This is a genomic window from Caballeronia sp. LZ065 (assembly GCF_031450975.1).
In the GTDB taxonomy this organism is placed as follows: domain Bacteria; phylum Pseudomonadota; class Gammaproteobacteria; order Burkholderiales; family Burkholderiaceae; genus Caballeronia.
In genome coordinates this window covers 141389-165454 of the sequence record NZ_JARUXV010000044.1, presented here as the reverse complement: position 1 = coordinate 165454, position 24066 = coordinate 141389, and the positions used below count along the sequence as shown (strand labels likewise).

The following is a 24066-nucleotide window of genomic DNA, read 5'->3' as shown; positions in this document are numbered from 1 at the left end:
GGCCTCTGTACGCCTGTACGCACGGCCACCACGCCACGACGATACAAACGATAAAAAGGAAATCCTGCATGACAGGCCGACGCACCTTTCTGAAGGAAGCGCTCATCACCGGCACAGCGGCGGCGCTCGTCAAGCCTGCCGCGGCCACGCCGACATCGACTGCGCCGCAGCGGCCTTCGGTGAGCAGGCCATCGCCGGCACTGGCAGCAGCGGAAACGCAAGGCGATGTCCTGGCGCCCTCGCTCGATGAAGCGCCTGCCACGGATGCCGCGCACATCGGCAATCCCGGCTCCGATTTCATGGTGGATCTGCTGCGCATCGCGGGCATCGACTATGTCGCGACGATGCCGGGCTCGACCTTCCGCGGTCTTCACGAGTCGATCGTGAATTATGCGGGCGACAAGCATCCGCAGATGATCGTTTGCACCCACGAGGAAGCGTCGGCGGCGATCGCGCACGGCTACGCGAAAGTCGCGGGCAAACCCATGGCCTGTCTCGTGCATAGCACGGTGGGCTTGCAGCATGCGTCGATGGCGCTCTACAACGCATGGTGCGATCACGTGCCGATAACGGTCATCGCCGGCAATATCGCGGACGCAACCAAGCGCCGGCCCGGTGTCGAGTGGTATCACACGGCGCAGGACCTCGGTGCGATGGTGCGCGACTACACCAAGTACGACGACTATCCCGTGTCGCTCCAGCATTACGCCGAATCGTTCATGCGCGCATACACGATGTCCGTCACGCCGCCAATGGCGCCCGTGCTGATTGTCGCGGATGCGGAGTTGCAGGAGCAACCCATTGCGGACCCGCATGGCATCGCGGTGCCGCCGCTGCGTGAAGTGTCGCCGCCCGCCGCGAGCGCCGATGCCTTGCAAGCCGCTGCCACGATGCTATGCGCGGCGAAGGCGCCCGTCATCGTCGCGGATCGTGCGGTGCGCACGCAAGCGGGCCTGGAGTCGCTGGTCGCGCTCGCTGAATCGCTCAATGCGCCGGTGATCGACCTGCTCGGCCGCATGAACTTCCCCACGCGGCACACCCTCAATCATTCGTCGATGCAGGCGCGCCTGCTGGCCAATGCGGACGTGATCCTCGCGCTCGAAGTGGGCGATGTCTGGGGGCTGACGCAGAGTGTGCCGGATACGATAGGCCGTGCATCGAAGCGGCGTGCGAAGCCCGACGTGCGCGTCATCAGCATCTCGACGTCGTATCTCTACGGCAAGTCGAACATGCAGGATGCGGAGCGCTATTACGCTTCGGCCTTGCCCATCGGCGCGGATGCCCAGGCGTCGATGCCGGCGCTGACGCAGGCCATCCGCACGACGATGACGGCCGCGCAACGCACGGTTGTCGAGGCGCGCGCGGCGACGCTGCGGGCCTCGCATGACAGCATGCTGCACGCCGCCCGGGAAGCCGCAACGCACGCATGGGACGGCACGCCGGTCAGCACGGCGCGTCTCGCGCAGGAAGTGTGGAACGTCATCCGCCACGACGACTGGGCGCTCGTTTCGCCGCCGGGCGCATGCAGCCAGTGGCCCAATCGCCTGTGGGACTTTACGAAGACGTATCAGTTCATCGGCGCGGGCGGAGGGTATGGTGTCGGCTATGCGGCGCCCGCTGCCGTGGGCGCGGCGATCGCGCATCGCGATGCCGGGCGCATCGCGGTCAGCATCCAGACCGACGGTGATCTGATGGTGTTGCCCGGCGTGCTATGGACGGCGGCGCATCATCAGGTGCCCTTGCTGATGGTGATGCACAACAACCGCGCGTGGCATCAGGAGACCATGCATATTCAGCGCATGGCGGGGCGGCGTGATCGTCATCCGGAGCGCGGGCGCATCGGCACCGTGTTGCAGGATCCGCCGATTGATTACGCGTCGATGGCGAAGAGCATGGGTGTCTGGGCGGAAGGCCCGATCTCCAGTCCCGCGGATCTCGGCCCGGCCCTGACGCGCGCGATGGCGCAGGTCAGAAGCGGCAAGCCCGCCTTGCTCGATGTGCTGACCCAACCTCGATGACTGACGCCGCGATGACTCTCTATTCACGTTCGCTGATCACGGCGCTTGCGTTTATCGTGCTCGCCATGCCCGAAGCGCGCGCCGATACCAATGCCGATATTGAAACCGGTCGCGCGCTCTTCATGCAGAAGGGCTGCTACGAATGCCATGGCGTGCTCGGACAAGGCAGCGCATCGACCGGGCCCGCGCTCGCGCCGCATCCCATCGCGTTGTCGGCGATGCAGGCGTATGTGCACGATCCCAAGGGCGAGATGCCCGTTTACAGCAAGCGGATTCTCTCCGACGACGAAATCGCTCGCATTCACGCTTATCTCGCCTCGTTGCCGCCGAATCCTTCAGTCGAGAGCCTCGCGTTGTTGAACGACGGCGCAACGCCGGCGGCGCAAGCATCGGTGGCGCCGGGACACGGCTCGTCGATTTATGCGGCGAATTGCGCGGCATGTCATGGCGCGGGCGGCGAGGGCGGTGTGGGACCTGCGCTGCGCGGCATTGCGAGCCGTTATGGAACCAGCGACATCGAAGCGCGCATTCGCGAACCCTCCGGCATCATGCCGCGCCTGTATCCGCATGTCCTGAACGATGAAGACGTGCGCGACGTGGCCCGCTACGTGGCGCAGTTGCGCTGACAGACACGCACAGACACGCACAGATACGGATGCCAAAGCATTTACCAGTTGGTTAACGCGGCCACGGGTTATTTCAATAGACGGGAAACACGCGCTATCCGATGATCTTCTGACCGGATCGCTGGACGGTCCCCGAACATCATTCGAATCCAACAGGAGACCCCGTTGACCAGAAAAGTCCCGCTCAAGATCGCCATTGCCGAGTACCCGCATACGTCGGCCATTCGCAATGGCTCGATTCCCATTGAAGGCGTCGATGCGGAGATCGTCACCGTCAAGCCGCAGATCGGCGCGTTTCGCCGCATGGTGCGCGATGTCGAGTTCGACGTGTGCGAGCTGGCCCCGACCACCTACATCATCGCGCGAGCCTATGGCGCGCCGTTCGTCGCGCTGCCCATCTTCGTCATGCGGCGCTTTCACCATGGCGGCCTGCTCGTGCGTCCCGATGCGGGCATCGCTACACCGAAGGATCTCGAAGGCAAGAAGGTCGGTGTGCGCGCGTATTCCGTCACGACCGGCGTATGGACGCGCCAGGTGCTGATCGACGAGTTCGGCCTCGATTCGTCGAAGGTCACCTGGGTCGTCGATGACGAGGAACACGTCACGCAACTCAAGCTTCCGTCGAACGTGATTCATGCGCCGCAGGGCCAGTCGCTCGCGGACCTGATGGCCTCGGGCGAACTCGCGGCGGGGTTTGCGGCGAATGCCGGCATTGGTCGCACCGGCAATCCGAACGGCGGCTGGCAGGAAGTGGAAGCCGACTATCCCGACCTGCTGCCGAACGCGGCGGAACTCGAAGCCGACTATTTCCGCCGCACGGGCGTGTATCCGATGCACGGCACGATCGTCGTGAAGGATTCGGTGCTTGCTGAGCATCCGTGGATTGCGAAGTCGCTCCATGACGCATTCGAGCAGGCCAAGCAAGCATGGCTCGCCGATCTCGACCGCAACGACCCGAGCAACGCCAACGACAAGAAGTACCTCGAACTGCGCAAGATCGTCGGGCACGATCCGTTGCCGTACGGGATCGAGGCCAATCGGAAGACCATCGAGGCGCTGGAAGCCACCGCCTTCGAGCAGCGGCTCACGCCGCGCCGGATGTCGATGGCCGATTTGTTCGTCGATCCGCTCGCCTGATCCAACGCCACCACCGCATAACCATTCAATCGAATCACAGAGCAACTCATGGCATCCATCGTTGATATTCATCCGCACATCATCTCCGACAATACAGCGCGCTATCCGGTCGCGCCGCTGGGCGGCAAGCGTTCCGACTGGTCGAAGGAACGTCCTTCCACGGTCGAATCGCTGATCGCAGCAATGGACGAAGCAGGCGTGGCGAAGGCCGCCGTCGTGCATTCGTCGACTACGTATGGCTTCGACAACAGCTATGTGCTCGATGCCTGCGCGGCTTATCCGGATCGTCTCGTCGCCGTGGGTTCCGTCGACGTGACGCTGCCCGATGCGCCGCGCACCATTCGCGCCTGCGTGGAGCGCGGCCTCGCGGGCCTGCGCATGTTCACGGGCGGCAGCACGAAGGATTTCGATCCAAGCGAACTCGAAGATCCGCGCGCGTGGCCCGCCTGGGAAACCTGTGCGGAACTGAATCTGCCGATGTGCATCCAGACTGGTCCGGTCGGCCTGCCGCAAGTTGCCGATCTGGCGCGGCGTTTCCCAAACGTGAAGATCATTCTCGATCACCTCGGCCGCCCCGATGTGACGGACGGCGCGCCTTACGCAAAAGCACAGACCATGTTCGATCTCGCGCCGCTCACGAACATCTACATGAAGCTGACGCCGCGCATCTTCGACGACATGCAGAAGGGCCAGGCCGATGCGGAGACTTTCTTCCCGCGCCTGATTGAAGTGTTCGGCGCGAAGCGTCTGGCGTGGGGTTCGAACTTCCCGAGTTCGAAGGGTACGTTGCCCGAAATCCTCGCGACGGCCGAGGCGGGCCTGCGCAGCCTGAACGACGATGACCGCGCGTGGATCTTCGGCAAGACGGCGCAGCATTTGTATCCGGCGCTGGCCTGAGCGGCGTGGCGAAGGCTATCCAGTGAACGAAGCATGAGGAACGATCAGATGGCGACGAATCAAACCGACCTGCCGACGCTGCGGGTGAACCTGGCCGAGTACGCGGCCACGAAAGCGATGAGAGACGGCCGCGTGTCGTCGAGCGTGGTCAATCTCGACTACTGCGGCCCGGCGCGCGCGCACGACGGCTTCAAGCCGATGCTGCGCGAGAATGCCTTCGATGCCGGCGAGCTGGCGATCGTGACATATCTGCAAGCAAAGGCTTACGGCAAGCCTTACGTGCTGCTTCCGGCCCCGATCTCGGGACGCTTCCAGCATCATTGCGCGGGCTATAACGGTGAGCTGGGTCATCTCGACCCGAAGGACATCGAGGGCAAGCGAGTGGGCGTGCGCACCTATGCACAGACCACGGGCCTGTGGATTCGCGGCATCCTGCGTCATGAGTACGGCGTGGATCTCGACAAGGTCACGTGGATGACGCAAGGCGAGGGTCATCTCGCGGAGTACGCGGACCCGGCCAATTGCCAGCGGTTGCCGAAGGGTTCGTCGGTCGGGCAGATGATGCTGGACGGCGAACTCGCGGCGGTGCTGGCGGGCGAGGACATGCCGAAGGACCCGCGCGTGAAAACGCTGGTGCCCGATGCGCAGGCCGCCGCGAAGGACTGGTTCGCGCGTGAGGGCGTGGTGCCCATCAACCATATGTTCGTCGTGCATGCCGGGCTGTCGAAGGAGCGGCCGGATATCGTGCGCGAGCTGTACCGGATGATCGTGGAGAGCCGCGCACTGGGCGAGGGTGTGCCTGCCGTGATCCCGCCGTTCGGCCTGGAAGCGAACCGAAAGGGTATCCAGCTCGCCATCGACTGGGCGCTCGACCAGAAGATCATTCCGCGCCGCTTCTCCGTGGACGAACTGTTCGATGATGTGACTGGCAGCCTCGGATAGACCCGCGCACGGGCGCGCAGTGATAATAAAAAATCAAACGGAGACGAAGTGATGGAGACTATTCGAAGAGCGGCACGCCTCGAGAACCGGTGGGGCGTCGTATTCCTGCTCGCCTTTGGCTTGATGATCGCGTTCATGGACCGCACGAGCATGTCGGCCGCGCTCGCGGATCATCATTTCGTCCAGCATTTCACGCTCACGTCAGTGCAGCGCGGCTGGCTCGGCTCATCGGTGTTCTGGGCCTACGGGCTGCTGCAACTGCCGATGGGCTGGCTCGTCGACCGCTACGGCGTCAAATGGCCCTATGCGATCTGCTTCCTGCTGTGGTGTATCGCGGCGGCGGTCACCGGCATCGTCACCACACTGTCGGCGCTCATCATCGTGCGGGTGCTGATCGGCGCGGCGGAAGCGGTGGTCGTGCCGGCCACCTATCGCTATATCGCCAACCGCTTCGAGGAAACGCAGAAGGGCACCGCGCTCGGCATCTATTCGGTCGGCGGCAAGATGGGACCGGCGCTCGGCGCGCCGGCCGCTGCGTGGCTCATCGCGGGCACGTCATGGAAGATGATGTTCATCGTGACGGGCCTCGCGGGACTGGTGTGGCTTCTGCCCTGGCTGCTGATGGTGCGCAACGACTTCCCCGATGCGACCGAACTCGCGTCCAGAAAGCAGCGCGCCGCCTCGGTGCCGCTGCGCAATCTGCTGGCGAGTCCGGTGGTGTGGGGCGGCTTGCTGACCAACTTCTGCTACGCCTATTTCGCGTTCTACTGCATGACGTGGATGCCCGCATATCTGGTAGAGCAGCGTGGCCTTTCATTGCAGCAGTCGGGCATGTACACGGCGTTCAGCTTCTGCGGCGTGGCCGTCACGGCCGCGCTCAGCGGCTGGCTGGCGGACCGGCTGATTGCCCGCGGTCACGATGCCGTCGTGGTGCGCAAGTCATTCATGGTGGTCGGTTTCATCGGCGGCACGACGGTGCTGCTCGGGGCTTACGCGCCGAGCGTGCAGATGGCGCTGTTCTGGAACGTGCTGTCGTTGACGCTGGTGGGTCTCGTCACGACGAACAACCTCGCGCTCGTCAAGCTCACTTTGATTCCGAAGCAGGCAGTGGGCTTGAACACCGGCTTGCAGCAGGTGGCGACGAGCCTCGCGGGCGGCGTGTCCGCCAGTCTTTCGGGCTGGCTGCTGCATGTGGGGCATAGCTACACGCTGCCGATGATGGCGATCTTCGTGTTCCTGCTGGTCGGCGCGGCGAGCACGATTGTGCTCATGCGGCGCAAGTGGGCGCCGAAGGTGAATGACGTCAACGGCGAAGCGTCGGAGCGGGAGGCGGCGCCGCCGGCGGCGATGAGTCAGGGCGTGCGTTGAGCGGTCATTCTCGTCAGTGAACAGCAGGACCGGCGCGTCATGCACCGCGCCGGTCGATCGCCAGCGCGCGAATCGCTTCCTTCTGGAACTGCGTTGGCGTCACGCCGGTCTGCTTGCGAAAATAGCGGCTGAAATAGGCAATGTCGTCAAACCCAAGGTCATGCGCGATCTGCTTGACGGACATATGCGAGTAGACGAGATCTCGTTGCGCCTCGCGCACGAGATGCTCGTTGATCACCGCAAGCGGCGAACTCGAAATCTCCTCGCGACAAATCCGTCCGAGCTGCGCCACGGTCATGCCGAGCGTTTGCGCATAGAAATCCACCGGACGATGTTCGCGCGCATGCTTGACCACCTGTTCCCTGAAGCGCCTGATCTGCCCGGCGCGCCGTTGCGTGGCGGACAGGCTGGCGCCGGCCGCCGTGCGCGAGGCCGGCGCCGCTTCACACAAACGTCCCACATGCACGAAGAGCGCGATCAACAACGGCAGCCCCGCCGCTGTGTGTCCGCGATCCGTTGCGCGATATTCCGTTTCGAGTAGTTGGATCAGCGGCATCAGCGCGCCGGCATGCGTGCGGGCATTCACGCGCGTCACGCCCGCGCGCTGCAACAGCGGTATGAGCGGAGGCGCCGCCAGCGCGGCGAGCGCTTCGAGCGAGCGTTGCGCGACCGTCAGCACGAGCCCGTCGACGTCCGGTGCGAAGTTGAAGCCATGCACCGTTTGCGCGGGCAGCATGATGACGCAGGGCGGCTGGATAGGAATGCGCGTGTTCTCGATGAGCACATCGCCGCCGCTGCCGCCGCCGCGAATGTACAAAAACTGCAAGAGCGCGTCATGGCGATGGGCATCGATATGCCAGTCGTTCGGCGCGCTGCGCTCGGCGATCCATTCGAAGTTGAACGCGTCATACCAGGGCGGCCGCGCCGATTCGCCGTATAGATGGTAGTTAGGGATTCTCCTGAGCACGTCCCGTCTCCTTCACAAATTGTCCTGCGGTCTGCTGCCTTTGTCCAATTTCTGGAACGAGGCGGTGAATATACTTTTCTCACAGGGAAGCGTCACGCGGCAACGCGGAAAAGCCCTTCCCTGAAGGCTCGAAAAGTGCAAAAGGAGAGAAGGATGAAGGAGACGAACGACGACCCGCAACACTGGCTCGGTCTCGAAGCGCGCGTGTGCGTGGTGACGGGCGCGGCGCGCGGCATCGGCCGTGCCATTGCCGCGACGCTGGCCGAAGCCGGTGCGCGCATCGCGCTGCTGGACCGCGACGAAGCGGCCTGTCATGAAACGGCGCGCGCATTGCAGGCACGCGGCACCGAGGCGCTTGCCGTGGCCTGCGACATCGCTGATGCGAAAAGCGTGCAAGACGCTTGCGAAAAAGTGGAACGCGCAATGGGCCCGGCGGACGTGCTCGTGAACAATGCCGGTCTGTTGCGCGCGGGCGGTATCGAAGACATCGCGCTGGATGCGTGGAACGCGATGCTCGCCGTCAATCTCACCGGCACCATGCTCTGCGCGCAAGCCTTCGGACGCGGCATGCTCGCGCGGGGTCGAGGCAGCATCGTGCAGATTGCTTCGGTGGCGGCGCATCATCCGCAGACCTGGAGCGGCGCGTATAGCGCGAGCAAGGCCGGCATCGCGATGCTCTCTCGGCAGATTGCCGCCGAGTGGGGACCGCGCGGCGTTCGCAGCAACACCGTATGCCCCGGCATGATCCGCACACCGCTCTCGCGTGCCTTCTATGAACAGGGCGATGTCGAAGCGCGCCGCAGCGCGATGACCGCGAGCCGGCGCATCGGCGAGCCGGCCGACATCGCCGAGGTCGTGGCCTTCCTCGCCAGCCCGCGCTCGGCCTATGTCAACGGCGCCGAGATCGCCGTGGACGGCGGCTTCGAATGCATGCTCATGGACCTCGTGCCGCGCCCCGGCTACGAAGCCAGACGGGCTGCATAGGGCGTTCACTCGCGCGCATCGCCGCGCCCGTTTCATTCAAAAAGGACACGATGATGACTACCGTGACACGGTCGTCCGATCTCGCTTGCGACGTGCTCGTGATCGGCTCCGGCGCCGGCGGTCTTGCCACCGCCATCACCGCCAGAAAACAGGGGCTCGACGTAATCGTCGTCGAGAAGGAAGCTTGCTTGGGCGGCACTACCGCGTATTCGGGCGGCGTGCTGTGGATTCCCGGCAATCCGCATGCACGACATGCCGGGGTCGAGGACACGCGCGCCGCCGCCGTCGAGTATCTGCGTCATGAAACCGGAGCGATGTTCGATCAGGCCGCCATCGATGCGTTTCTCGATCACGGTCCGCGCATGGTCGAATTTTTCGAGCGCGAAACCTCGGTCGAGTTCCTGCCGACGCTCTATCCCGACTACCATCCCGACGCGCCAGGCGGTGTGGATGTCGGCCGCTCGATCGTCGCGAAGCCTTTCGATGCGCGTGTGCTCGGCACGGACCTGCCGCGTCTGCGTCCACCGCTGAAGTCGATCACCTTCATCGGCATGATGTTCAATTCGTCGAGCGCGGATCTCAAGCACTTCTTCAACGCGACGAAATCGCTTGCATCAGCGTGGTATGTCGCGAAGCGGCTGACCAGTCACATCCGTGAACTCGTGCGCTACAGGCGCGGCGTGCAGGTCACGAGCGGCAACGCACTCGCCGCGCGCCTCGCGAAGTCCGCGCTCGATCTCGGCATTCCCATCCACACTCGCACCGGCGCGAAAGAACTCATCACCGGGAAGGGCCGCGTGGTGGGCGCAATCGTCAGCGCGAACGGCAACGAGCAACGCATCATGGCGCGGCGCGGCGTCGTGCTGGCCTGCGGCGGCTTCTCACACGATCTCGCGCGTCTGTCGGCGGCGTATCCGCATGTGCGGCGTGGTGGCGAACACGTGTCGCCGGTGCCCACGGGCAATACCGGCGATGGCGCGCGCATGGCCGAGCGCGCGGGCGGACGTGTCGATCTCCGCTATCCGCAGGCCGCCGCATGGATGCCGGTGTCGCGCGTGCCGCAGAAGGATGGCAGCGTCGGTGTGTTCCCGCATCTGCTCGACCGCTACAAGCCGGGTGTCATCGGCGTGACGCGCGGCGGCGTGCGTTTCACCAACGAAGCGAATTCCTATCACGACGTGGGCGCGGCGATGATCGATGCCTGCCGCGACGAGCATGAAACCGCGATGTGGCTCATCTGCGATCACGCGACGATCCGCCGTTACGGACTCGGTTTCGCGAAGCCTGCGCCGCTTTCGCTGAAGCCGCATCTGACGAGCGGTTATCTCGTGAAGGGACGCACGCTCGCCGAGCTCGCGCAGCGCGCGGGCATCGACGGCCCCGCGCTCGAAGCCACGGTGCGCGAGTACAACCGCGATGCGTCGACGGGACAGGACCGGGCCTTCGGGCGCGGCACGACGGCCTTCAACCGCTATCTCGGCGATGCCGCGCATGCACCGAACCCCTGTGTCGCGCCGCTTGGCGCCGGCCCGTACTACGCGCTCAAGCTCGTGATGGGCGATCTCGGCACCTTCGACGGCATCGCCACCAACACGCATGGCCAGGTGCTGAAGGGCACGGAACCGATTGCCGGTCTGTACGCTGTCGGCAACGACCGCGCGAGCATCATGGGCGGCAACTATCCGGGCGCGGGCATCACGCTCGGGCCGATCATGACCTTCGGCTATCTCACCGGTTTGCATCTCGCCGGACGCGTCGCCGAGCGCGCCAGCGTCAGTTCATTGAGGAGCGCGGCATGAGTCACAAGCCTTTCATCGACCACCGCATCTACACCATCAGGCCGCGCGGCATGGCCGAGTTCATCGACGTGTTCGATCGTCTTGCCATGCCCATTCAGCTCAAGTATCTCGGCGCGCCGGTGGGTTTCTACATGAGCGATATCGGCGCGTTGAACCAGGTCGTGCATTTGTGGGGCTACGACAGCATCGCCGATTACGACCGGCGCCGCACCGCGCGCGACGACGATCCCGCGTGGCCCGCCTATTTGCAGGCGTCGGCGCATTTCATCACCGCGCAGGAAAGCCGCATCATCAGGCGCGTCGAGTTCAGGAGCCTGTCGGCGGCCGTGCGCTGAAGCATGAAGGAGGAGACGATGAACGAAGCACGGCAACGCGTGGCGCTGGTCACCGGCGGCGCGAACGGAATTGGTTGGGCGACGGTGTGCGCGTTTGCCTCGCAGGGATATCGCGTGGTCATCGCGGACCTGCATCGCGAGGCGGCGCGGCAGCGTATCGGGCAACTCGACGGCGCAGGGCATGTGGCGATCGGCGCGGATGTGTCGTCGGAGTCCGAGGTCGCCGCCATGGTGCGCGGCACGCTCGAAGCCTGCGGACGGCTCGACGTGCTGGTCAACAACGCGGGCACCGGCGAACAGGCCAAGCCGACCATTGAGCAAGGCGTGGACGCGTTCGATGCGCTCATCGGCACACATCTGCGCGGCACCTTCCTGGCCAGCCGCGAGGCCGCGAAAGCGATGCTCCAACAAGGCTCGGGCGCCATCGTGAACCTGTGTTCGATCGCCGGACTGGCGGGCATTCCGCAACGCAATGCCTACGGCGCGGCCAAGGCGGGCATCGCGGCGATGACCCGTTCGATGGCATGCGAATGGGCCCGCGACGGCCTTCGCGTCAATGCGGTCGCGCCGGGCTATGTCGCGACCGAACTCGCGCAGGGGCTCGTGAAGAACGGGCAGATCGACCTGGCGCGTATCGAACGCCGCACGCCGATGGGACGCCTCGCGCAACCCGACGAGATCGCACAGGCCATTCTCTTCCTCGCCTCCGATGCCGCCAGCTACATCACCGGCGCAGTGCTGAGCGTGGACGGCGGCTGGCATGCATCGGGCTCGGCATGACAGCCGATGGCGCCTGAACCCGCGCTTGCATGAACCACGATAACAGATCAACGGAGACGAACCGCCATGAAGACGCACAATCTGGAAGTCCAGAGTTTCATCGATAGTCAACGCTTTTCGCCGTATCAATGGAGGATCCTGATTCTCTGCTTCCTGGTCGTGGCCGCCGATGGCTTCGACACGGCGGCGGTCGGTTTCATCGCACCTTCGCTGCTCGGCGAGTGGGGCATCACACGCGCCGCGCTCGGCCCGGTGATGAGCGCGGCGCTCGTGGGTCTCGGCATCGGCGCGCTGGCGGCCGGGCCGGCGGCGGACCGTATCGGACGCAAGGCGGTCCTGGTGTTGTCGGTGTTCTTCTTCGGCGTGTGGAGTCTGGCGTCGGCGCATGCAAGCTCCATCGAAGCGCTGACGGCGTGGCGCTTCCTGACGGGACTCGGATTGGGCGCGGCCATGCCGAACGCGGTGACGCTGATGTCCGAGTACGCGCCCGCGCGCATGCGCGGCGTCGCGATCAATGCGATGTTCTGCGGTTTCTCCGTGGGACTCTCGGTCGGTGGCCTCAGCGCCGCGTGGCTGATTCCGCACTTCGGCTGGCAGAGCGTGCTGGTGACGGGCGGCATCGGACCGCTCGTGCTGGCGGCGTTGCTCGTCGCGTTGCTGCCCGAGTCCGCGCAGTTCATGGTGGTCCGCAAGCGTCCCGCCGAGCAGATCGCGCGCGTGTTGCGGCGCATCTCAAGCGACCCGCGTCTCGACGACAGCGCCAGCCTTCATTTCGTTGCCGCCGACACGCGGGCTGCGGCGGAGAAGACCTCGGCGGTGTCGCTGATCGTGTCGAGGCCGTACCGCTTCGGCACGGGGATGCTGTGGCTCGCGTACTTCACGGGCTTGATGATCTACTACCTCCTGACCAACTGGCTGCCGACGCTCTTCAAGGACGCAGGCTTCACCGCGCAGGGCGCCGCGCTCACCACGTCGCTGTTTCCGCTCGGCGGCATTCTCGGCAATCTGTGTCTCGGCTGGGTGATGGACCGCGCGAATCCGCGGCGGGTCAATGCATGTGCCTATGTGGTGTCGGCGGCGCTGGTGCTGGTGATCGGCAGCGGGGTGTCGGACCGCGTCTGGCTGGCCGTGCTGATCTTCCTCACGGGGACGGCGGTCACGAGCGCGGTCACGTCGATGTCGGCGCTCGCCGCGGCGTTTTATCCGACACAGGGCCGTGCGACCGGCGTCGCGTGGATGCTGGGCGTCGGCCGCATGGGCGCGGTGGCCGGCGCGATGACCGGCGGCGTGATGATGAGCATGGGCCTGCCGTTCGGCGCGGTGTTCATGCTGCTGGCGGTGCCGGCTTTCGTCGCGGCGTTTGCGCTGTTCGCACTGGGCGGCGTGCGCATGCCGGGGTTCGAGCCGGCGCTCGCGGAGAAGGCAGTCTCGACGGTGGAATACGCGTGCGCGCCCATTGCGCCCACACGGGATTCCAAATAACGATTCGTGCGCATAGCATCTGGTGATTCGTTGGTTGGGCAGGGGATAGGGCAGCCGTACCATCGGTTGTTCACCCATCCGCCGATGAACACCGATGACCGTCCCTCGCTTTCCCTCCGCCGCGCTCGGACTCGATCCCGGTACGCCGCTCGAACGCCCGGGCGCGCGCGGCACGCCTGCTTCTCTGATCGACCTCCCCACGCGCGCCGCCGCACGCCGCGGCACGCAACGTCGCGCGGCCTTGCGCTCGCGCTCGCTGCGCATCGGCGTGCCGGTGGCGCTCGTCGTGCTGTGGCAGCTTGCCTCGTCGTTGCAACTGGTCGCGCCTGAAACCCTGCCGCCGCCCACCGTCATCCTTGCCGCGCTCAAGGAACTGATCGCGGATGGCGAGTTGCAGAGCGCCATCGGCGTGTCTTTGGTGCGTGCGGCGACGGGCCTTGCGATCGGCGGCGGCATCGGGCTGATTGCGGGGCTGTTCGCCGGACTCTGGCGCATCGGCGAGGAAGTCATTGACGCGCCGTTGCAGATGCTGCGCACCATTCCCTTCATCGCGTTGATTCCGCTGTTCATCACGTGGTTCGGTATCGGCGAGGGCGCGAAGGTCGCGGTGATCCTCGCGGCCACCATCTTCCCGATGTATCTCAACACCTATGCCGGCGTGCGCGGCGTCGATCCGAAGCTGCTCGAAGCGGCCAGCGTGTTCGGCCTCTCGGGACGCGAGGTCGCGTGGCGCATCATCCTGCCGACCGCGTTGCCCGCGATTCTCGTCGGCGTGCGCTATGCGTCGGCGGTGGCGCTGCTGGCGCTCGTCGTCGCCGAACAGATCAACGCGCAGAACGGCATCGGCTACATCCTCGTCAATGCGAACCAGAACCAGCGCGCGGACATCATCATCGCGGGCATCCTGGTCTATGCGACGCTCGGCATCGTGACGGACCTCGTCATGCGCGCGCTCGAACATGTCGCCCTGCCATGGAGGCCGCGCTTTGAACTCGTCTGAACGCACGCATGCCCACGCTCAAGACGCGCTCGCACTCGAAGCCGTCAGCCGCGTCTTCGACGGCCGCGCCGTGCTGAAAGACGTCTCGCTGAACGTGCGGCGCGGCCAGTTCGTCTCGATGCTCGGCGCTTCTGGCGCGGGCAAGACCACGCTGTTGCGCATCCTCGCCGGTCTCGATCAGGCCGACAGCGGCCGCGTGCGCGTCGCCGGCGCGCGTTCCGTGGTGTTCCAGGAACCGCGCCTCGTGCCCGCGCGGCGCGTGTGGGAGAACGTCGTGATCGGTCATGCGCGGCTGGGCAGCGCGAAGGCAGCGGCGCTCGCCGCGCTCGATGAAGTCGGCCTCGCGCGTCACGCCGATGGCTGGCCCAAGACGCTCTCGGGCGGCGAGGCGCAGCGCGTCGCGCTGGCGCGTGCACTCGTGCGCGAGCCGAAGCTGCTGCTGCTCGACGAACCGTTCGCCGCGCTCGACGCGCTCACCCGCATCCGCATGTACGAACTCGTCGCGCGGTTATGGCGTGCACATACGCCGGCCGTGGTGCTCGTCACGCACGATATCGACGAAGCGATCCTTCTGTCCGACCGCATCGTCGTGCTGGCTGAAGGCGAGATCAGCGCGGACCTGCAAGTGGACGCGCCACGTCCGCGCTCACGCAGCGATGCGGCCGCCGTCGCACTCAGAACACGGCTGCTCGCCGAGCTTGGCGTCGCGCAAGCCGACGCCGCATGAACCTCTCACTCACCTCTTCCTCAAGCACCATGCGCATCAGAACACGTCTTGCCGCTGTCCTCTTCACGAGCCTGCTCGCGAGCGCCTCTTCCGCGTTCGCCGATGAACCGCTCACCATTACCATCGGCACGCAGGATGCGGCGTGGCCGCTGATCGTCGAGCAGTCACACGTGCTCGACGGCGCGCCCTACAAGGTCAAGTGGGCCGTGCTCACCGGTCCCGCCGCGCAGCTTTCCGCGCTGTATTCGAAGAGCCTCGATGTGGGCCTGATGGGCGATACCTCGCTCATCATCGAGCAAGGCAACGCGCGCACGCCTTGGACTGCGGACACCGCGCCGTTGCAGATCATCGCGGGATGGCGGAATCCGGACAGCAGCTATCCGCCCATCGTCACGGTGGTGCGCAACAACGCCAATGTGAAGACCGTTGCGGACCTGCGCGGCAAGACCTGGGGCTATAACTTCGGCGGCTTCAACTATCTGCAATACGTGCTTTCGTATATCAAGGCCGATCTGAAACCGAAGGACTTCGAAGGCGTGAAGTTCGGTGACGGCAACGTGTCGGCCTCGGCCTTCAATGCCGGTCAGGTCGCGGTGTATTCGGGCGGCTATGCGCCGGTGAAGGAAGCCGTCGACAAGGGTGAGGCGCACGTCATCATCAAGAGCGACGAACTGAATATCCCCGCACTTTCGGTGTTCGCCGCACGCACCGATGTGCTGCGCGATCCGGCAAAGAGCCGTGCGCTCGGCGACTTTCTCGGCCGTCTGAAGAACTCTTGGACCTGGTGGGCGCAGAACGTACCGGCGGTCGAGAAGATCTATCTGGAGAAGATGAAGCAGACCCCGGCGCGCGCGAAGTTCTCGGCGGAGAACGGCCGTTCCGTGTTCTATCCGCTCGATAGCGCACTGGTCGCACGCGAGCAGAAGATCGCCGACACGCTTCACAAGTCGGGCGACATCAAGCATCCCATCAAGGTCGACATCGAGTTCAACCCGGTGTTCGACGCACAGGCAGTGGCAACGCGCTGACGCGCCGTGTCCGGCCAACATTCGTTCATATTCATTCCCGAGGATCTCGCGCTCATGTCCCGCTCCGTGTCTCCCGCGCAATTGCGCACGCTCATCGCCCAACGCTCCGAACTCGCCGTGCTCGACGTCCGCGAGGAAGGCGTGTCCGCCCGCAGGCGGCTGTTCTATTCGTCGGTCGCGCCGGTGGGGCGGCTTGGCCTGCTGATCGAGCGGCTCGTGCCGCGCCGTGGCACGCCGGTCGTGCTCGTCGACAGCCACGGCGAACATGCGCCCCGCGCCGCCGCGTTGCTCGCGCGCTGGGGCTATACGGATGTTGCGGTGCTGGCGGGCGGCATCGACGGCTGGGAGCAGGCGGGCTTCGAAGTGTTCAGCGGCACCAACGTGCCGGGCAAGGCATTCGGCGAACTGATCGAACACCGTCTGCATACGCCCAACATTGACGCCGCCACGCTCAAGGCGCGCCAGGATGCCGGCGACGATCTCGTCGTGCTGGATTCGCGTCCCTTCGGCGAATATCACACGATGAACATTCCGGGCGGCATCGACTGCGCGGGCGCGGAACTGGTCTATCGCGCGCTGGCGGCGGCGCCTTCCCCGGAGACGCTGATCGTGGTGAACTGCGCCGGCCGCACGCGCAGCATTCTCGGCGCGCAGTCGCTCGTCAACGCGGGCGTGCCCAATCCGGTCGCCGCGCTCACGGGCGGCTCGATGGCGTGGCTGCTCGAAGGTCTGGAACTGCAACATGGCCAAGTGCGCACCGCGCCGCGCCCGGAAGGCGCGACGCTCGCGGCCGCGCGCGAGCTTGCTGCCGCGGCGGCGCGCAAGGCCGACGTGCCGTCCATCGATGGCGCCGCGCTCGCCGCTCTGGAGCAGGAGAGCGGCACCCGCACGCTGTACCGGTTCGACGTGCGCGATCCGCTGGAATACGAAGCCGGGCACCCGGCGGGCTGGCGTTCGGCGCCGGGCGGGCAACTGGTGCAGGCGACGGATGAGTACATCGGTACTTTGCATGCACGCGTGGTCCTGCGCGACGACGATGGCGTGCGCGCGCGCATGACCGCGTCGTGGCTCAAGCAGCTCGGCTATCTCGATGTCCGCGTCCTCGATGACACCGCCAGCGCTGCGTTGATTAACGGTGGCTACGCGGCCGGCCCTGAGTTGCTGAATGTGCGGCCACACGGTGCGCGCACGCGCTGGATCGAGGCGGACCGGCTGGCGGATGCGCTGAAGCAGGGTACGGCGCAGGTCATCGATATCGACAGCAGTCTCGGGTTCAGGCGTGCGCATATCGAGGGCGCGCGCTTCATCGCGGCGAGTGAACTACAAGCGAAGCTCGCCGATCTCCCGGCGGATCGTGATCTGGTGCTGACCTCGGAGGACGGCACGCTTGCGGCGCTTATCGCGGCGGAACTGGCGGAACATCGTGCCAACGTTGCCGCGCTCGCAGGCGGCACGCGACGCTGGCTTGCGCTCGGTCTGCCGCAAGCGTCCGGCGACACAGGCAATCTCACCGGCGACGATGACGCCTGGTACAGCCCTTATCACGCCGCGCCGGAACGTGTCGCCGAGCAGATGAACGCGTATCTCGCATGGGAACTGCAACTGGTTGAGCAGCTGGAGCGCGACGCCATTGCGTCCATCGACGTGCTCGATTTCGGCACGGCCACGGCAAAGCGCAGTCATGCGCGGCTGGTCGAACTGAAGGCGAACCAGGCCCGGGCCGCATGAGCGCGACCGTCCTGCCCGCCTTCGACGGCGCCACGAGCCCCGCCGACATTCCCGGCAGTCCGCTCGCGGCCGCCTTCGCGCAGCCGCTGATGCTCGGCCTGTTCCTGCCGATCCAGAACGGCGGCTGGTCGATCTCCACGCTGCCGCGCGGCACCGACTGGCGCTTCGACTACAACGCGCGCCTGACGAAGCAGGCCGAGGCGCTCGGCTTCGATCTCGTGTTCGGCCTCGCGCAGTGGCTCGGCAAGAACGGGCATGGCGGGGCGTTGAAGTATCGCGAGCAGTCGCTCGATGCGTTCATCGCGACCAGCGCGCTCGCCGCCATCACCGAACGCATCCTGCTCATCTCGACGGTGCATGCGCTCTATGGTCCGTGGCATCCGCTGCATCTGGCGAAGTTCGGCGCGACGCTCGACCACATCTCGAACGGACGCTGGGGCATCAATCTCGTAACGGGTCACGTCGCGAGCGAATGGGCGATGTTCGGCCAGCCGATGATCGAGCATGACGAACGCTATGTGCGCGCGGCGGAGTTCGTCGGCGTTTTGGACACGCTGTGGCGCAGCGATGCCAACCTGACCATCCGCACGCCGCACTGGCAACTCGACGATGCCTTCGTCAGCCCGCGTCCGCGTTTTCATCGGCCGGTGCTGGTGAACGCGACGGGCTCGGCGGCGGGCATCGACTATGCCGTGCGGCATTCGGACCTGATCTTCATCACGAGCCCGGCCGGCGCGAACTTCGAGGATGCGATCGGCGCGCTGCCCGCGCATACCGCGAAGATTCGCGAAGGCGCGGCACGTGTGGGACGGCGCGTGCGCACGCTGATCAATCCGACCATCGTCTGCCGGCCGACCGAACGCGAAGCCCGCGCGTATCACGATGCAATCGTCGCGCATCCGGACGAAGGCGCGCTCGATGGTTTCATCGGCATGCATGGCCGCAGCGACGCGAAGGCCTGGGCGAAGCACAAGCGCGAGCAGCGCGTGCTGGGCGGCAACCTGCATTTGATCGGCTCGCCGGAGCAGATCGTGGAGCAACTGATCGCGCTGAAGCACGCAGGCTGCGACGGCGTTCAGCTCACCTTCTTCGACTTCGAGCCAGACCTCCGCTTTTTCGGCGAAGCCGTGCTGCCGCTGCTCGTGGAAGCGGGCTTGCGCGTGCCCGCAGCGCCGCTTCGCTCCTCACTTCAGGCAACGTCATGAGCCAGCCACGCCAGCTCCACCTGAACACCAATGTCACGGGCGTCGGACGTCATCCGGCGGGATGGCGCACGCTTGCGAATCCGCGCGCGATCGTCGATCTGAACTTCTACAAGGAGATCGCGCGGACGGCCGAGCGCGGCAAGCTCGACGCCATCTTTCTGTCCGACCTGCTGGCGCTGCGCAATCACGCGGAAGGGCCGTCGCAGGCGCTGGAGCCGACCGTGCTGCTGACGGCGCTCGCGGGCGCGACGACGCATGTCGGGCTGATCGGCACGGCATCGACGACGTTCAACGATCCGTTCAATCTCGCGCGGCGTTTCGCATCCGTCGATCACGTGAGCGGCGGACGCGTGGCGTTCAATGCGGTAACCACGTATGACGCGTCGGCTGCGGCGAACTTCAGCCACGACGTGCCGCTTTCCACCGAAGAGCGCTATGCGCGCGCGCAAGAGTTCGTGGAGGTGGTCACGAAGCTGTGGGACAGCTGGGAAGACGATGCCTTCGTCGCCGAGCAGCACACGGGGCGTTACACCGATCCCGCACGTGTGCATGCGATCGAGCATCGTGGCGCTTACTTTGCAGTGCGCGGGCCGCTGACGGTGCCGCGCAGTCCGCAGGGAAGGCCGGTGCTGGTGCAGGCGGGATCGTCGGAAGGCGGGCGGGCGCTTGCTGCCCGTTTCGCCGATGCCGTGTTCACCGCGCAGACAACGCTGCCCACCGCGCAGGTGTTCTATACGGAGATGAAGGAGCGCGTGCGGCGTCACGGGCGCAATCCGGATCATTTCCTGTTGTTGCCGGGGCTGTATCCGGTGATCGGCGGCACCGAAGCCGAAGCGCGACAACGCAAGGCCGAACTGGACGCGCTGCTGGATACGGAGCGCGAGGTTGCGCGGCTTGCGGGCGCGTTGGGTCTCGCACCGGATGATCTGCGGATCGATGCGCCGCTGCCTTATGACTTGATCGCGAAGGTGTCGCGCTCGGACCTGCCGCGCGGTTTCATCGATTCAACGGTCGCGCTGGCGCGCAGCGAAGGTCTGACAGTGCGCGACCTGCTCGATCGCAATCCGGGCGCGCACCGGATGATCGTCGGCACGCCGGAGCAGATCGCCGACGACATCGCGCGCTGGTTTCATGAACGCGGCGCGGACGGTTTTAATCTGAACGCGGATGTGTTTCCGTCAGGGCTGGCGGCGTTCGTCGATCATGTCGTGCCGCTGTTGCAGCGCAAGGGCATCTTCCGGCGTGAGTATGAAGGCACGACCTTGCGCGAGCATCTGGGCTTGCCGCGCCCGGTCAGTCAGTATGAGCGGGGGGCGGATGCGGCGTGAGGCGCTGCTTGCGTTGCGCTCATTTTGGGGGCCAATACGGGAGCAACGGCATGCTCAGTTTCGGATCAGCGCACCGTTGCGCTCAGGCCTCGAATCTAGCCCCCGCTGACGGCCGTCTCTCCCACGCGAAACACCGCAAGCTCGTCTTCCGCGCATTGCGCGATCAAACCGGTTTCCCATTCGAGATAGGCGCGCGCGGCATCGAGATTGCCTTCGTGGCGATCGTGCACAAAGAACAAAAAGTCGATGCGGTCTTCAGGCGTGAGACGGAGCGGCGTGTCATCCACGGGCCAGCCTGCGATCACGTGTGCCGCGAGGGTCACACCTGTATAGCCGGCATCGCGCAGATCCTGTATGACGAGACGCGCGGCGTCGCGGGAATGGGCATCGGCGAATACGACCAGCGGCGCATCGCGATGCACGTCGCGGGCTCGCAGTGTGTCGAAGACACGCGCGCGGTTCGTCCAGACGCTCCCGGCCGGCCGCGAAATCTGATGCGCCTCGCTGGCGCGCAGATCGAGCACGAGGGCGGCTGGATCGACCGGCGCGTCTTCATCCACTGCGGCAGATGCCTCGGCTTCGGCACGCACCTGCCATGCCGCCGACGCCAGCGCCTCAGCCTCCACGACGGCCGTCTCGTAGCCCAGCTGCACCAGCCAGTGCGCCACGACCGGCGCACGGATACCGTCATGATCCACGAGCAGGATGCGCGCATGCCGCACGGCCACACTCTGGTCCGTTGCCTGGATCAACTGGCCGCCGGGCGCGTGCCGGGCCAACGGGAAACCATCGCGTCGATACTCTTCGGCGGTGCGGACATCGAAAAGATACGTGGTGCGGGCAGGATCGCCGAGCCATTGCCGCGCCGTGCCGGCGTCCACCGCGCTGACACCGAAGCGCTCCGCCAGCGCCCGGGCGCGTTCGCGGGCAGTGTCGCGTTCGGCTGCGCTCAACGGCGGCAGGTCGCCATAACTGCGCGTGCTGTCGTGTTCGAGCGCCAGGCCCGCGAGCGCCCAGCCCTGCGTGCCGTTTTCCAGCGCGAATACGTCGCGGCGCACGCCGAGACTACGCAGCGTCTGCGCGCCGATGATGCTGCGCGTGCGCCCAGCGCAATGCACGACGATGGTGGTGTCCGGCGGTCCCGCGAAGGCGTCGACCCAGGCGGACAGTTCGCCGTTCGGCACGCATACCGAACCCGGAATGGCCATCTTGCGATGCTCTTCGCGAGTGCGTCCGTCGATCAGCGCGAGCGGACAGCCGCCGCGCTCAGAACGCCAGCGCGACAGTTGCGACGCACTGACATGCGGCGTGCCGTACGCGTGTTCGACGAGTTCGCCGAAAGTCTTGGACGGTACGTTCACGCCGCGAAAGAGTGTTCGGCCGGCGCGCTGCCAGGCCGGCGCACCGCCTTCCAGCACCGCGAGATTGCCGTAGCCGAGCGCGTGCAGACGCGCGGCGGCCCGCTGTGCAACCGGCGCATGGTCGATGCCTGCGCCGTTGGGCGTTGCGCCGTCGTCGATCAGCACGATGCGCACGCTGGTGCGCGGCAGCAGGCGCGGCGCATCGAGTTCGAGACGGCTGAACGGCAGCGGGATCGCAAAGAACGGATGGCCTTCGCCGAACTGTCCGGCCTCGCGGACGTCGAGAAGTGCTAGTTCGCGACCATCGTTGAGCCAGGCGCGCAGGGTGGCGGCGTCGATGAAGCGGATAGCGTCGATGGCAAAGGGCATGGGTGGGTTACCGGTCACGGTGTTCGAGAAGGGTCGCGCTTGGCATTTTGCGTTTTGCATTCCGCATTCCGCGGAAAGCCCATTCTAGAAATCCCACGCGGCTTTCCGAACCAAGCATTCGTCACAACCTTATACGCGCGCAAACCGCGTTTCCCGCACGCGAGCTTTGCATAGCAGATCAGATTGGTTCGCGCGATGGCGCGCATGGCCTACGCTTTCGGTCCTTCGAAAGCTCGGCGTCCAGCCGCGCGCAACCTTGCCTCTCAATCTGCCCATGAATCCGGATTCGCCCCTCATCACACGCCGCCGCATGCTGCAATTGCTGCTGGCAAGCTCCGGAGCCGGCCTCGTCTCCTCCGCTCACGCGGCGCAGACGCTGGCCGCTTCGCTGCCTGGCGCCGTCGTGCGGGGCGGAACGCTGCTCGCGAATGTGACGCCCGAACCGGGCGGCCTCGTGGCGGGCATCAATATCTCCAGTCCGGCTGTCGTGATCTCGGCGAACATCTTCGACGGTCTCCTGACCTACGACAGCGACTATCGCCCGAGGCCGCAACTGGCGGAATCGTGGGACACCGCGCCCGATGGCAAGTCGATAACGTTCCGCCTGCGCAAGAACGTCAAATGGCACGACGGCGTGCCGTTCACTTCCGCCGATGTCCAGTACTCGATCCTCAACGTGGTCAAGAAGACGCATCCGCGCGGCGCGTCGAATCTGGCGAAGGTGATCGGCGTGGATGCGCCCGATCCGCATACCGTCGTGTTCCGGCTCAGCGGTCCCTCGCCGGTGCTGTGGGCCGTACTGTTCGGCACTGAAACGCAGATCGTCCCGAAGCATCTGTACGAAGGCACCGATCCGTTGACCAATCCATGGAATGTGAAACCCATCGGCACGGGCGCGTTCGTGTTCAAGGAGTGGGTGCGCGGCAGTCATGTGACCTTGCAGCGCAATCCGGACTACTGGGACAAGGGCGTTTCCGGCAAGGAAGACAAGCCTTATCTTGAGCAGATCATCTTCAAGATGGTGCCGGACGCCGCGGCGCGCGCGGTTGCGCTGGAGACGGGCGAACTGACGTTCGCGGCGAACAACCCGGTGCCGGAAGTGGATGTCGCGCGTTTGCAGAAGAACCCGAAGCTCGTGCTCGATACGGTCGGCTGGCAGGCGCCCGCACCGATGTTCTTCTTCGACTTCAATTACCGCCGCAAGACCTTTGACGATATCCGCGTGCGGCGTGCGTTCGCGCATGCCATCGACCGGGCCGCGCTGGCGCGCATCGTCTGGTTCGGTCTCGCCGATGTCGCGCAAAGTTGTGTGCCGAGCTATCAAAAGCAGTTCTTCAAGCCGGGACTGCCGCAGCATGCGTTCGATCCCAAGGAAGCCGAGCGCCTCCTCGATGAAGCAGGATTGAAACGCGGTGCGGACGGCGTGCGCTTGCGTATCGATCATGTGACCGAGGTGGCCTATGGACAGGTGTACCTGCGTGCGGCGGAACTGATGCGTCAGCAGTTGCGCAACGTGGGCGTCGAGATGACGCTGGTCAATCTCGACCTGCCGGGCGTGATCCGCAAGCTGTACACGGAACGCGATTTCGACACGGCCTCGATGTGGTATTCCGCATACCCGGATCCGCAGATCGGCGTCACGCGCCGCTTCTGGAGCAAGAACATCAAGCAAGGCGTGCCATCGAGCAATGCATCGAGTTATGCGAATCCGCAGATGGACCGGATCATCGAAGGCATTCAGGAAGAAGGCGATGTCGCGAAGCGCAAGGCGCTCATCGACGAGATGCAGTTGCTCGTGCAGACCGACGTGCCCTCGATCAACCTGCTCGAACTGAAGTTCTTCGGCTTCTATTCGAACCGGCTCAAGGGATTGCGCAAGGGACCGATGCTGTTCTATTCGACGCTCGCGGATGCATGGCTTCAAACGTGAATCCGAATGGCACGGACGTGCGCCGCGGATAACCATGGCGTAGAGACGGCGCGCG

20 protein-coding genes are annotated in these 24066 nt (G+C 65.4%); 18 read left to right on the top strand and 2 right to left on the bottom strand.

Going from position 1 to position 24066, the window contains the following annotated elements:
- Positions 1-68 precede the first annotated feature (68 nt).
- The 6 genes from QCE63_RS36320 to QCE63_RS36295 all read left to right on the top strand — a co-directional run bounded on the left by QCE63_RS36320 (position 69) and on the right by QCE63_RS36295 (position 6988).
- Entirely contained in the window at positions 69-2018 is a 1950-nt protein-coding gene (locus QCE63_RS36320) for a thiamine pyrophosphate-dependent enzyme (protein WP_309840206.1), read from the top strand.
- A gap of 11 nt (positions 2019-2029) precedes the next feature.
- Positions 2030-2644 (top strand): cytochrome c, encoded by a 615-nt coding sequence (locus QCE63_RS36315; protein ID WP_309840205.1) that lies wholly within the window; start codon positions 2030-2032, stop codon positions 2642-2644.
- A 165-nt stretch (positions 2645-2809) separates the two neighbouring features.
- Entirely contained in the window at positions 2810-3781 is a 972-nt protein-coding gene (locus tag QCE63_RS36310; RefSeq protein ID WP_309840204.1) for an ABC transporter substrate-binding protein, read from the top strand.
- A gap of 48 nt (positions 3782-3829) precedes the next feature.
- A complete protein-coding gene (locus QCE63_RS36305) occupies positions 3830-4678 on the top strand; it encodes an amidohydrolase family protein (protein ID WP_309840203.1) in 849 nt (282 codons plus the stop codon).
- Positions 4679-4726: 48 nt separating this feature from the next.
- Complete coding sequence (locus QCE63_RS36300) at positions 4727-5620, top strand: phosphate ABC transporter substrate-binding protein (protein WP_309840202.1); 894 nt, start codon at positions 4727-4729, stop codon at positions 5618-5620.
- Between the two features lie 51 nt (positions 5621-5671).
- A complete protein-coding gene (locus QCE63_RS36295) occupies positions 5672-6988 on the top strand; it encodes an MFS transporter (protein WP_309840201.1) in 1317 nt (438 codons plus the stop codon).
- A 37-nt stretch (positions 6989-7025) separates the two neighbouring features.
- Here QCE63_RS36295 and QCE63_RS36290 read toward each other — a convergent pair whose 3' ends face one another.
- Positions 7026-7955, bottom strand: coding sequence for a helix-turn-helix domain-containing protein (locus QCE63_RS36290; protein ID WP_309840200.1), 930 nt, complete (start codon positions 7953-7955; stop codon positions 7026-7028).
- Between the two features lie 153 nt (positions 7956-8108).
- On the opposite strand from QCE63_RS36290, the gene QCE63_RS36285 reads away from it, so the two are divergent.
- From QCE63_RS36285 to QCE63_RS36235, 11 genes are all read left to right on the top strand, one after another.
- Positions 8109-8939 carry an SDR family oxidoreductase gene (locus tag QCE63_RS36285; protein WP_309840199.1) on the top strand — a complete coding sequence of 277 codons (831 nt, stop codon included), beginning with the start codon at positions 8109-8111 and terminating at the stop codon, positions 8937-8939.
- Between the two features lie 53 nt (positions 8940-8992).
- Positions 8993-10738, top strand: a complete 1746-nt coding sequence (locus QCE63_RS36280) for an FAD-dependent oxidoreductase (RefSeq protein WP_309840198.1) — start codon at positions 8993-8995, stop codon at positions 10736-10738.
- The gene (locus QCE63_RS36275) at positions 10735-11073 is read left to right on the top strand and encodes an NIPSNAP family protein (RefSeq protein WP_309840197.1); all 339 of its coding nucleotides are present in this window, start codon (positions 10735-10737) and stop codon (positions 11071-11073) included. The genes QCE63_RS36280 and QCE63_RS36275 overlap by 4 nt, the downstream gene beginning before the upstream one ends.
- A gap of 18 nt (positions 11074-11091) precedes the next feature.
- Positions 11092-11853: a glucose 1-dehydrogenase gene (locus QCE63_RS36270; RefSeq protein ID WP_309840196.1), complete on the top strand. Its 762-nt coding sequence runs from the start codon at positions 11092-11094 to the stop codon at positions 11851-11853.
- 66 nt (positions 11854-11919) lie between these two features.
- Positions 11920-13335, top strand: coding sequence for an MFS transporter (locus QCE63_RS36265; RefSeq protein WP_309840195.1), 1416 nt, complete (start codon positions 11920-11922; stop codon positions 13333-13335).
- A gap of 94 nt (positions 13336-13429) precedes the next feature.
- On the top strand, positions 13430-14335 hold the full coding sequence (locus tag QCE63_RS36260) for an ABC transporter permease (protein ID WP_309840194.1): 906 nt from the start codon (positions 13430-13432) through the stop codon (positions 14333-14335).
- Positions 14322-15062 (top strand): ABC transporter ATP-binding protein, encoded by a 741-nt coding sequence (locus tag QCE63_RS36255; RefSeq protein ID WP_309840193.1) that lies wholly within the window; start codon positions 14322-14324, stop codon positions 15060-15062. Before QCE63_RS36260 ends, QCE63_RS36255 begins: the two co-directional genes overlap by 14 nt.
- 29 nt (positions 15063-15091) lie before the next feature.
- On the top strand, positions 15092-16090 hold the full coding sequence (locus tag QCE63_RS36250) for an ABC transporter substrate-binding protein (protein ID WP_309840192.1): 999 nt from the start codon (positions 15092-15094) through the stop codon (positions 16088-16090).
- 54 nt (positions 16091-16144) lie between these two features.
- The gene (locus tag QCE63_RS36245; protein WP_309840191.1) at positions 16145-17818 is read left to right on the top strand and encodes a rhodanese-like domain-containing protein; all 1674 of its coding nucleotides are present in this window, start codon (positions 16145-16147) and stop codon (positions 17816-17818) included.
- Positions 17815-19023 carry an LLM class flavin-dependent oxidoreductase gene (locus QCE63_RS36240; RefSeq protein WP_309840190.1) on the top strand — a complete coding sequence of 403 codons (1209 nt, stop codon included), beginning with the start codon at positions 17815-17817 and terminating at the stop codon, positions 19021-19023. The genes QCE63_RS36245 and QCE63_RS36240 overlap by 4 nt, the downstream gene beginning before the upstream one ends.
- Positions 19020-20351, top strand: a complete 1332-nt coding sequence (locus QCE63_RS36235; RefSeq protein ID WP_309840188.1) for an LLM class flavin-dependent oxidoreductase — start codon at positions 19020-19022, stop codon at positions 20349-20351. Before QCE63_RS36240 ends, QCE63_RS36235 begins: the two co-directional genes overlap by 4 nt.
- A 95-nt stretch (positions 20352-20446) precedes the next feature.
- On the opposite strand, the gene QCE63_RS36230 is transcribed toward QCE63_RS36235, so the two are convergent.
- Positions 20447-22081: a rhodanese-like domain-containing protein gene (locus QCE63_RS36230; protein ID WP_309840186.1), complete on the bottom strand. Its 1635-nt coding sequence runs from the start codon at positions 22079-22081 to the stop codon at positions 20447-20449.
- A 274-nt stretch (positions 22082-22355) separates the two neighbouring features.
- Between QCE63_RS36230 and QCE63_RS36225 the strand changes: the two genes are divergently transcribed.
- Complete coding sequence (locus QCE63_RS36225) at positions 22356-24011, top strand: ABC transporter substrate-binding protein (RefSeq protein ID WP_309840184.1); 1656 nt, start codon at positions 22356-22358, stop codon at positions 24009-24011.
- Positions 24012-24066 lie beyond the last annotated feature (55 nt).

Coding starts and splice junctions, on each gene's coding strand:
- QCE63_RS36305 (WP_309840203.1), top strand. CDS start 3,830: ATGGCATCCATCGTTGATATTCATCCGCACATCATCTCCGACAATACA.
- QCE63_RS36265 (WP_309840195.1), top strand. CDS start 11,920: ATGAAGACGCACAATCTGGAAGTCCAGAGTTTCATCGATAGTCAACGC.
- QCE63_RS36250 (WP_309840192.1), top strand. CDS start 15,092: ATGCGCATCAGAACACGTCTTGCCGCTGTCCTCTTCACGAGCCTGCTC.
- QCE63_RS36320 (WP_309840206.1), top strand. CDS start 69: ATGACAGGCCGACGCACCTTTCTGAAGGAAGCGCTCATCACCGGCACA.
- QCE63_RS36245 (WP_309840191.1), top strand. CDS start 16,145: ATGTCCCGCTCCGTGTCTCCCGCGCAATTGCGCACGCTCATCGCCCAA.
- QCE63_RS36260 (WP_309840194.1), top strand. CDS start 13,430: ATGACCGTCCCTCGCTTTCCCTCCGCCGCGCTCGGACTCGATCCCGGT.
- QCE63_RS36240 (WP_309840190.1), top strand. CDS start 17,815: ATGAGCGCGACCGTCCTGCCCGCCTTCGACGGCGCCACGAGCCCCGCC.
- QCE63_RS36225 (WP_309840184.1), top strand. CDS start 22,356: ATGAATCCGGATTCGCCCCTCATCACACGCCGCCGCATGCTGCAATTG.
- QCE63_RS36300 (WP_309840202.1), top strand. CDS start 4,727: ATGGCGACGAATCAAACCGACCTGCCGACGCTGCGGGTGAACCTGGCC.
- QCE63_RS36275 (WP_309840197.1), top strand. CDS start 10,735: ATGAGTCACAAGCCTTTCATCGACCACCGCATCTACACCATCAGGCCG.
- QCE63_RS36285 (WP_309840199.1), top strand. CDS start 8,109: ATGAAGGAGACGAACGACGACCCGCAACACTGGCTCGGTCTCGAAGCG.
- QCE63_RS36315 (WP_309840205.1), top strand. CDS start 2,030: ATGACTCTCTATTCACGTTCGCTGATCACGGCGCTTGCGTTTATCGTG.
- QCE63_RS36235 (WP_309840188.1), top strand. CDS start 19,020: ATGAGCCAGCCACGCCAGCTCCACCTGAACACCAATGTCACGGGCGTC.
- QCE63_RS36295 (WP_309840201.1), top strand. CDS start 5,672: ATGGAGACTATTCGAAGAGCGGCACGCCTCGAGAACCGGTGGGGCGTC.
- QCE63_RS36270 (WP_309840196.1), top strand. CDS start 11,092: ATGAACGAAGCACGGCAACGCGTGGCGCTGGTCACCGGCGGCGCGAAC.
- QCE63_RS36280 (WP_309840198.1), top strand. CDS start 8,993: ATGACTACCGTGACACGGTCGTCCGATCTCGCTTGCGACGTGCTCGTG.
- QCE63_RS36230 (WP_309840186.1), bottom strand. CDS start 22,081: ATGCCCTTTGCCATCGACGCTATCCGCTTCATCGACGCCGCCACCCTG.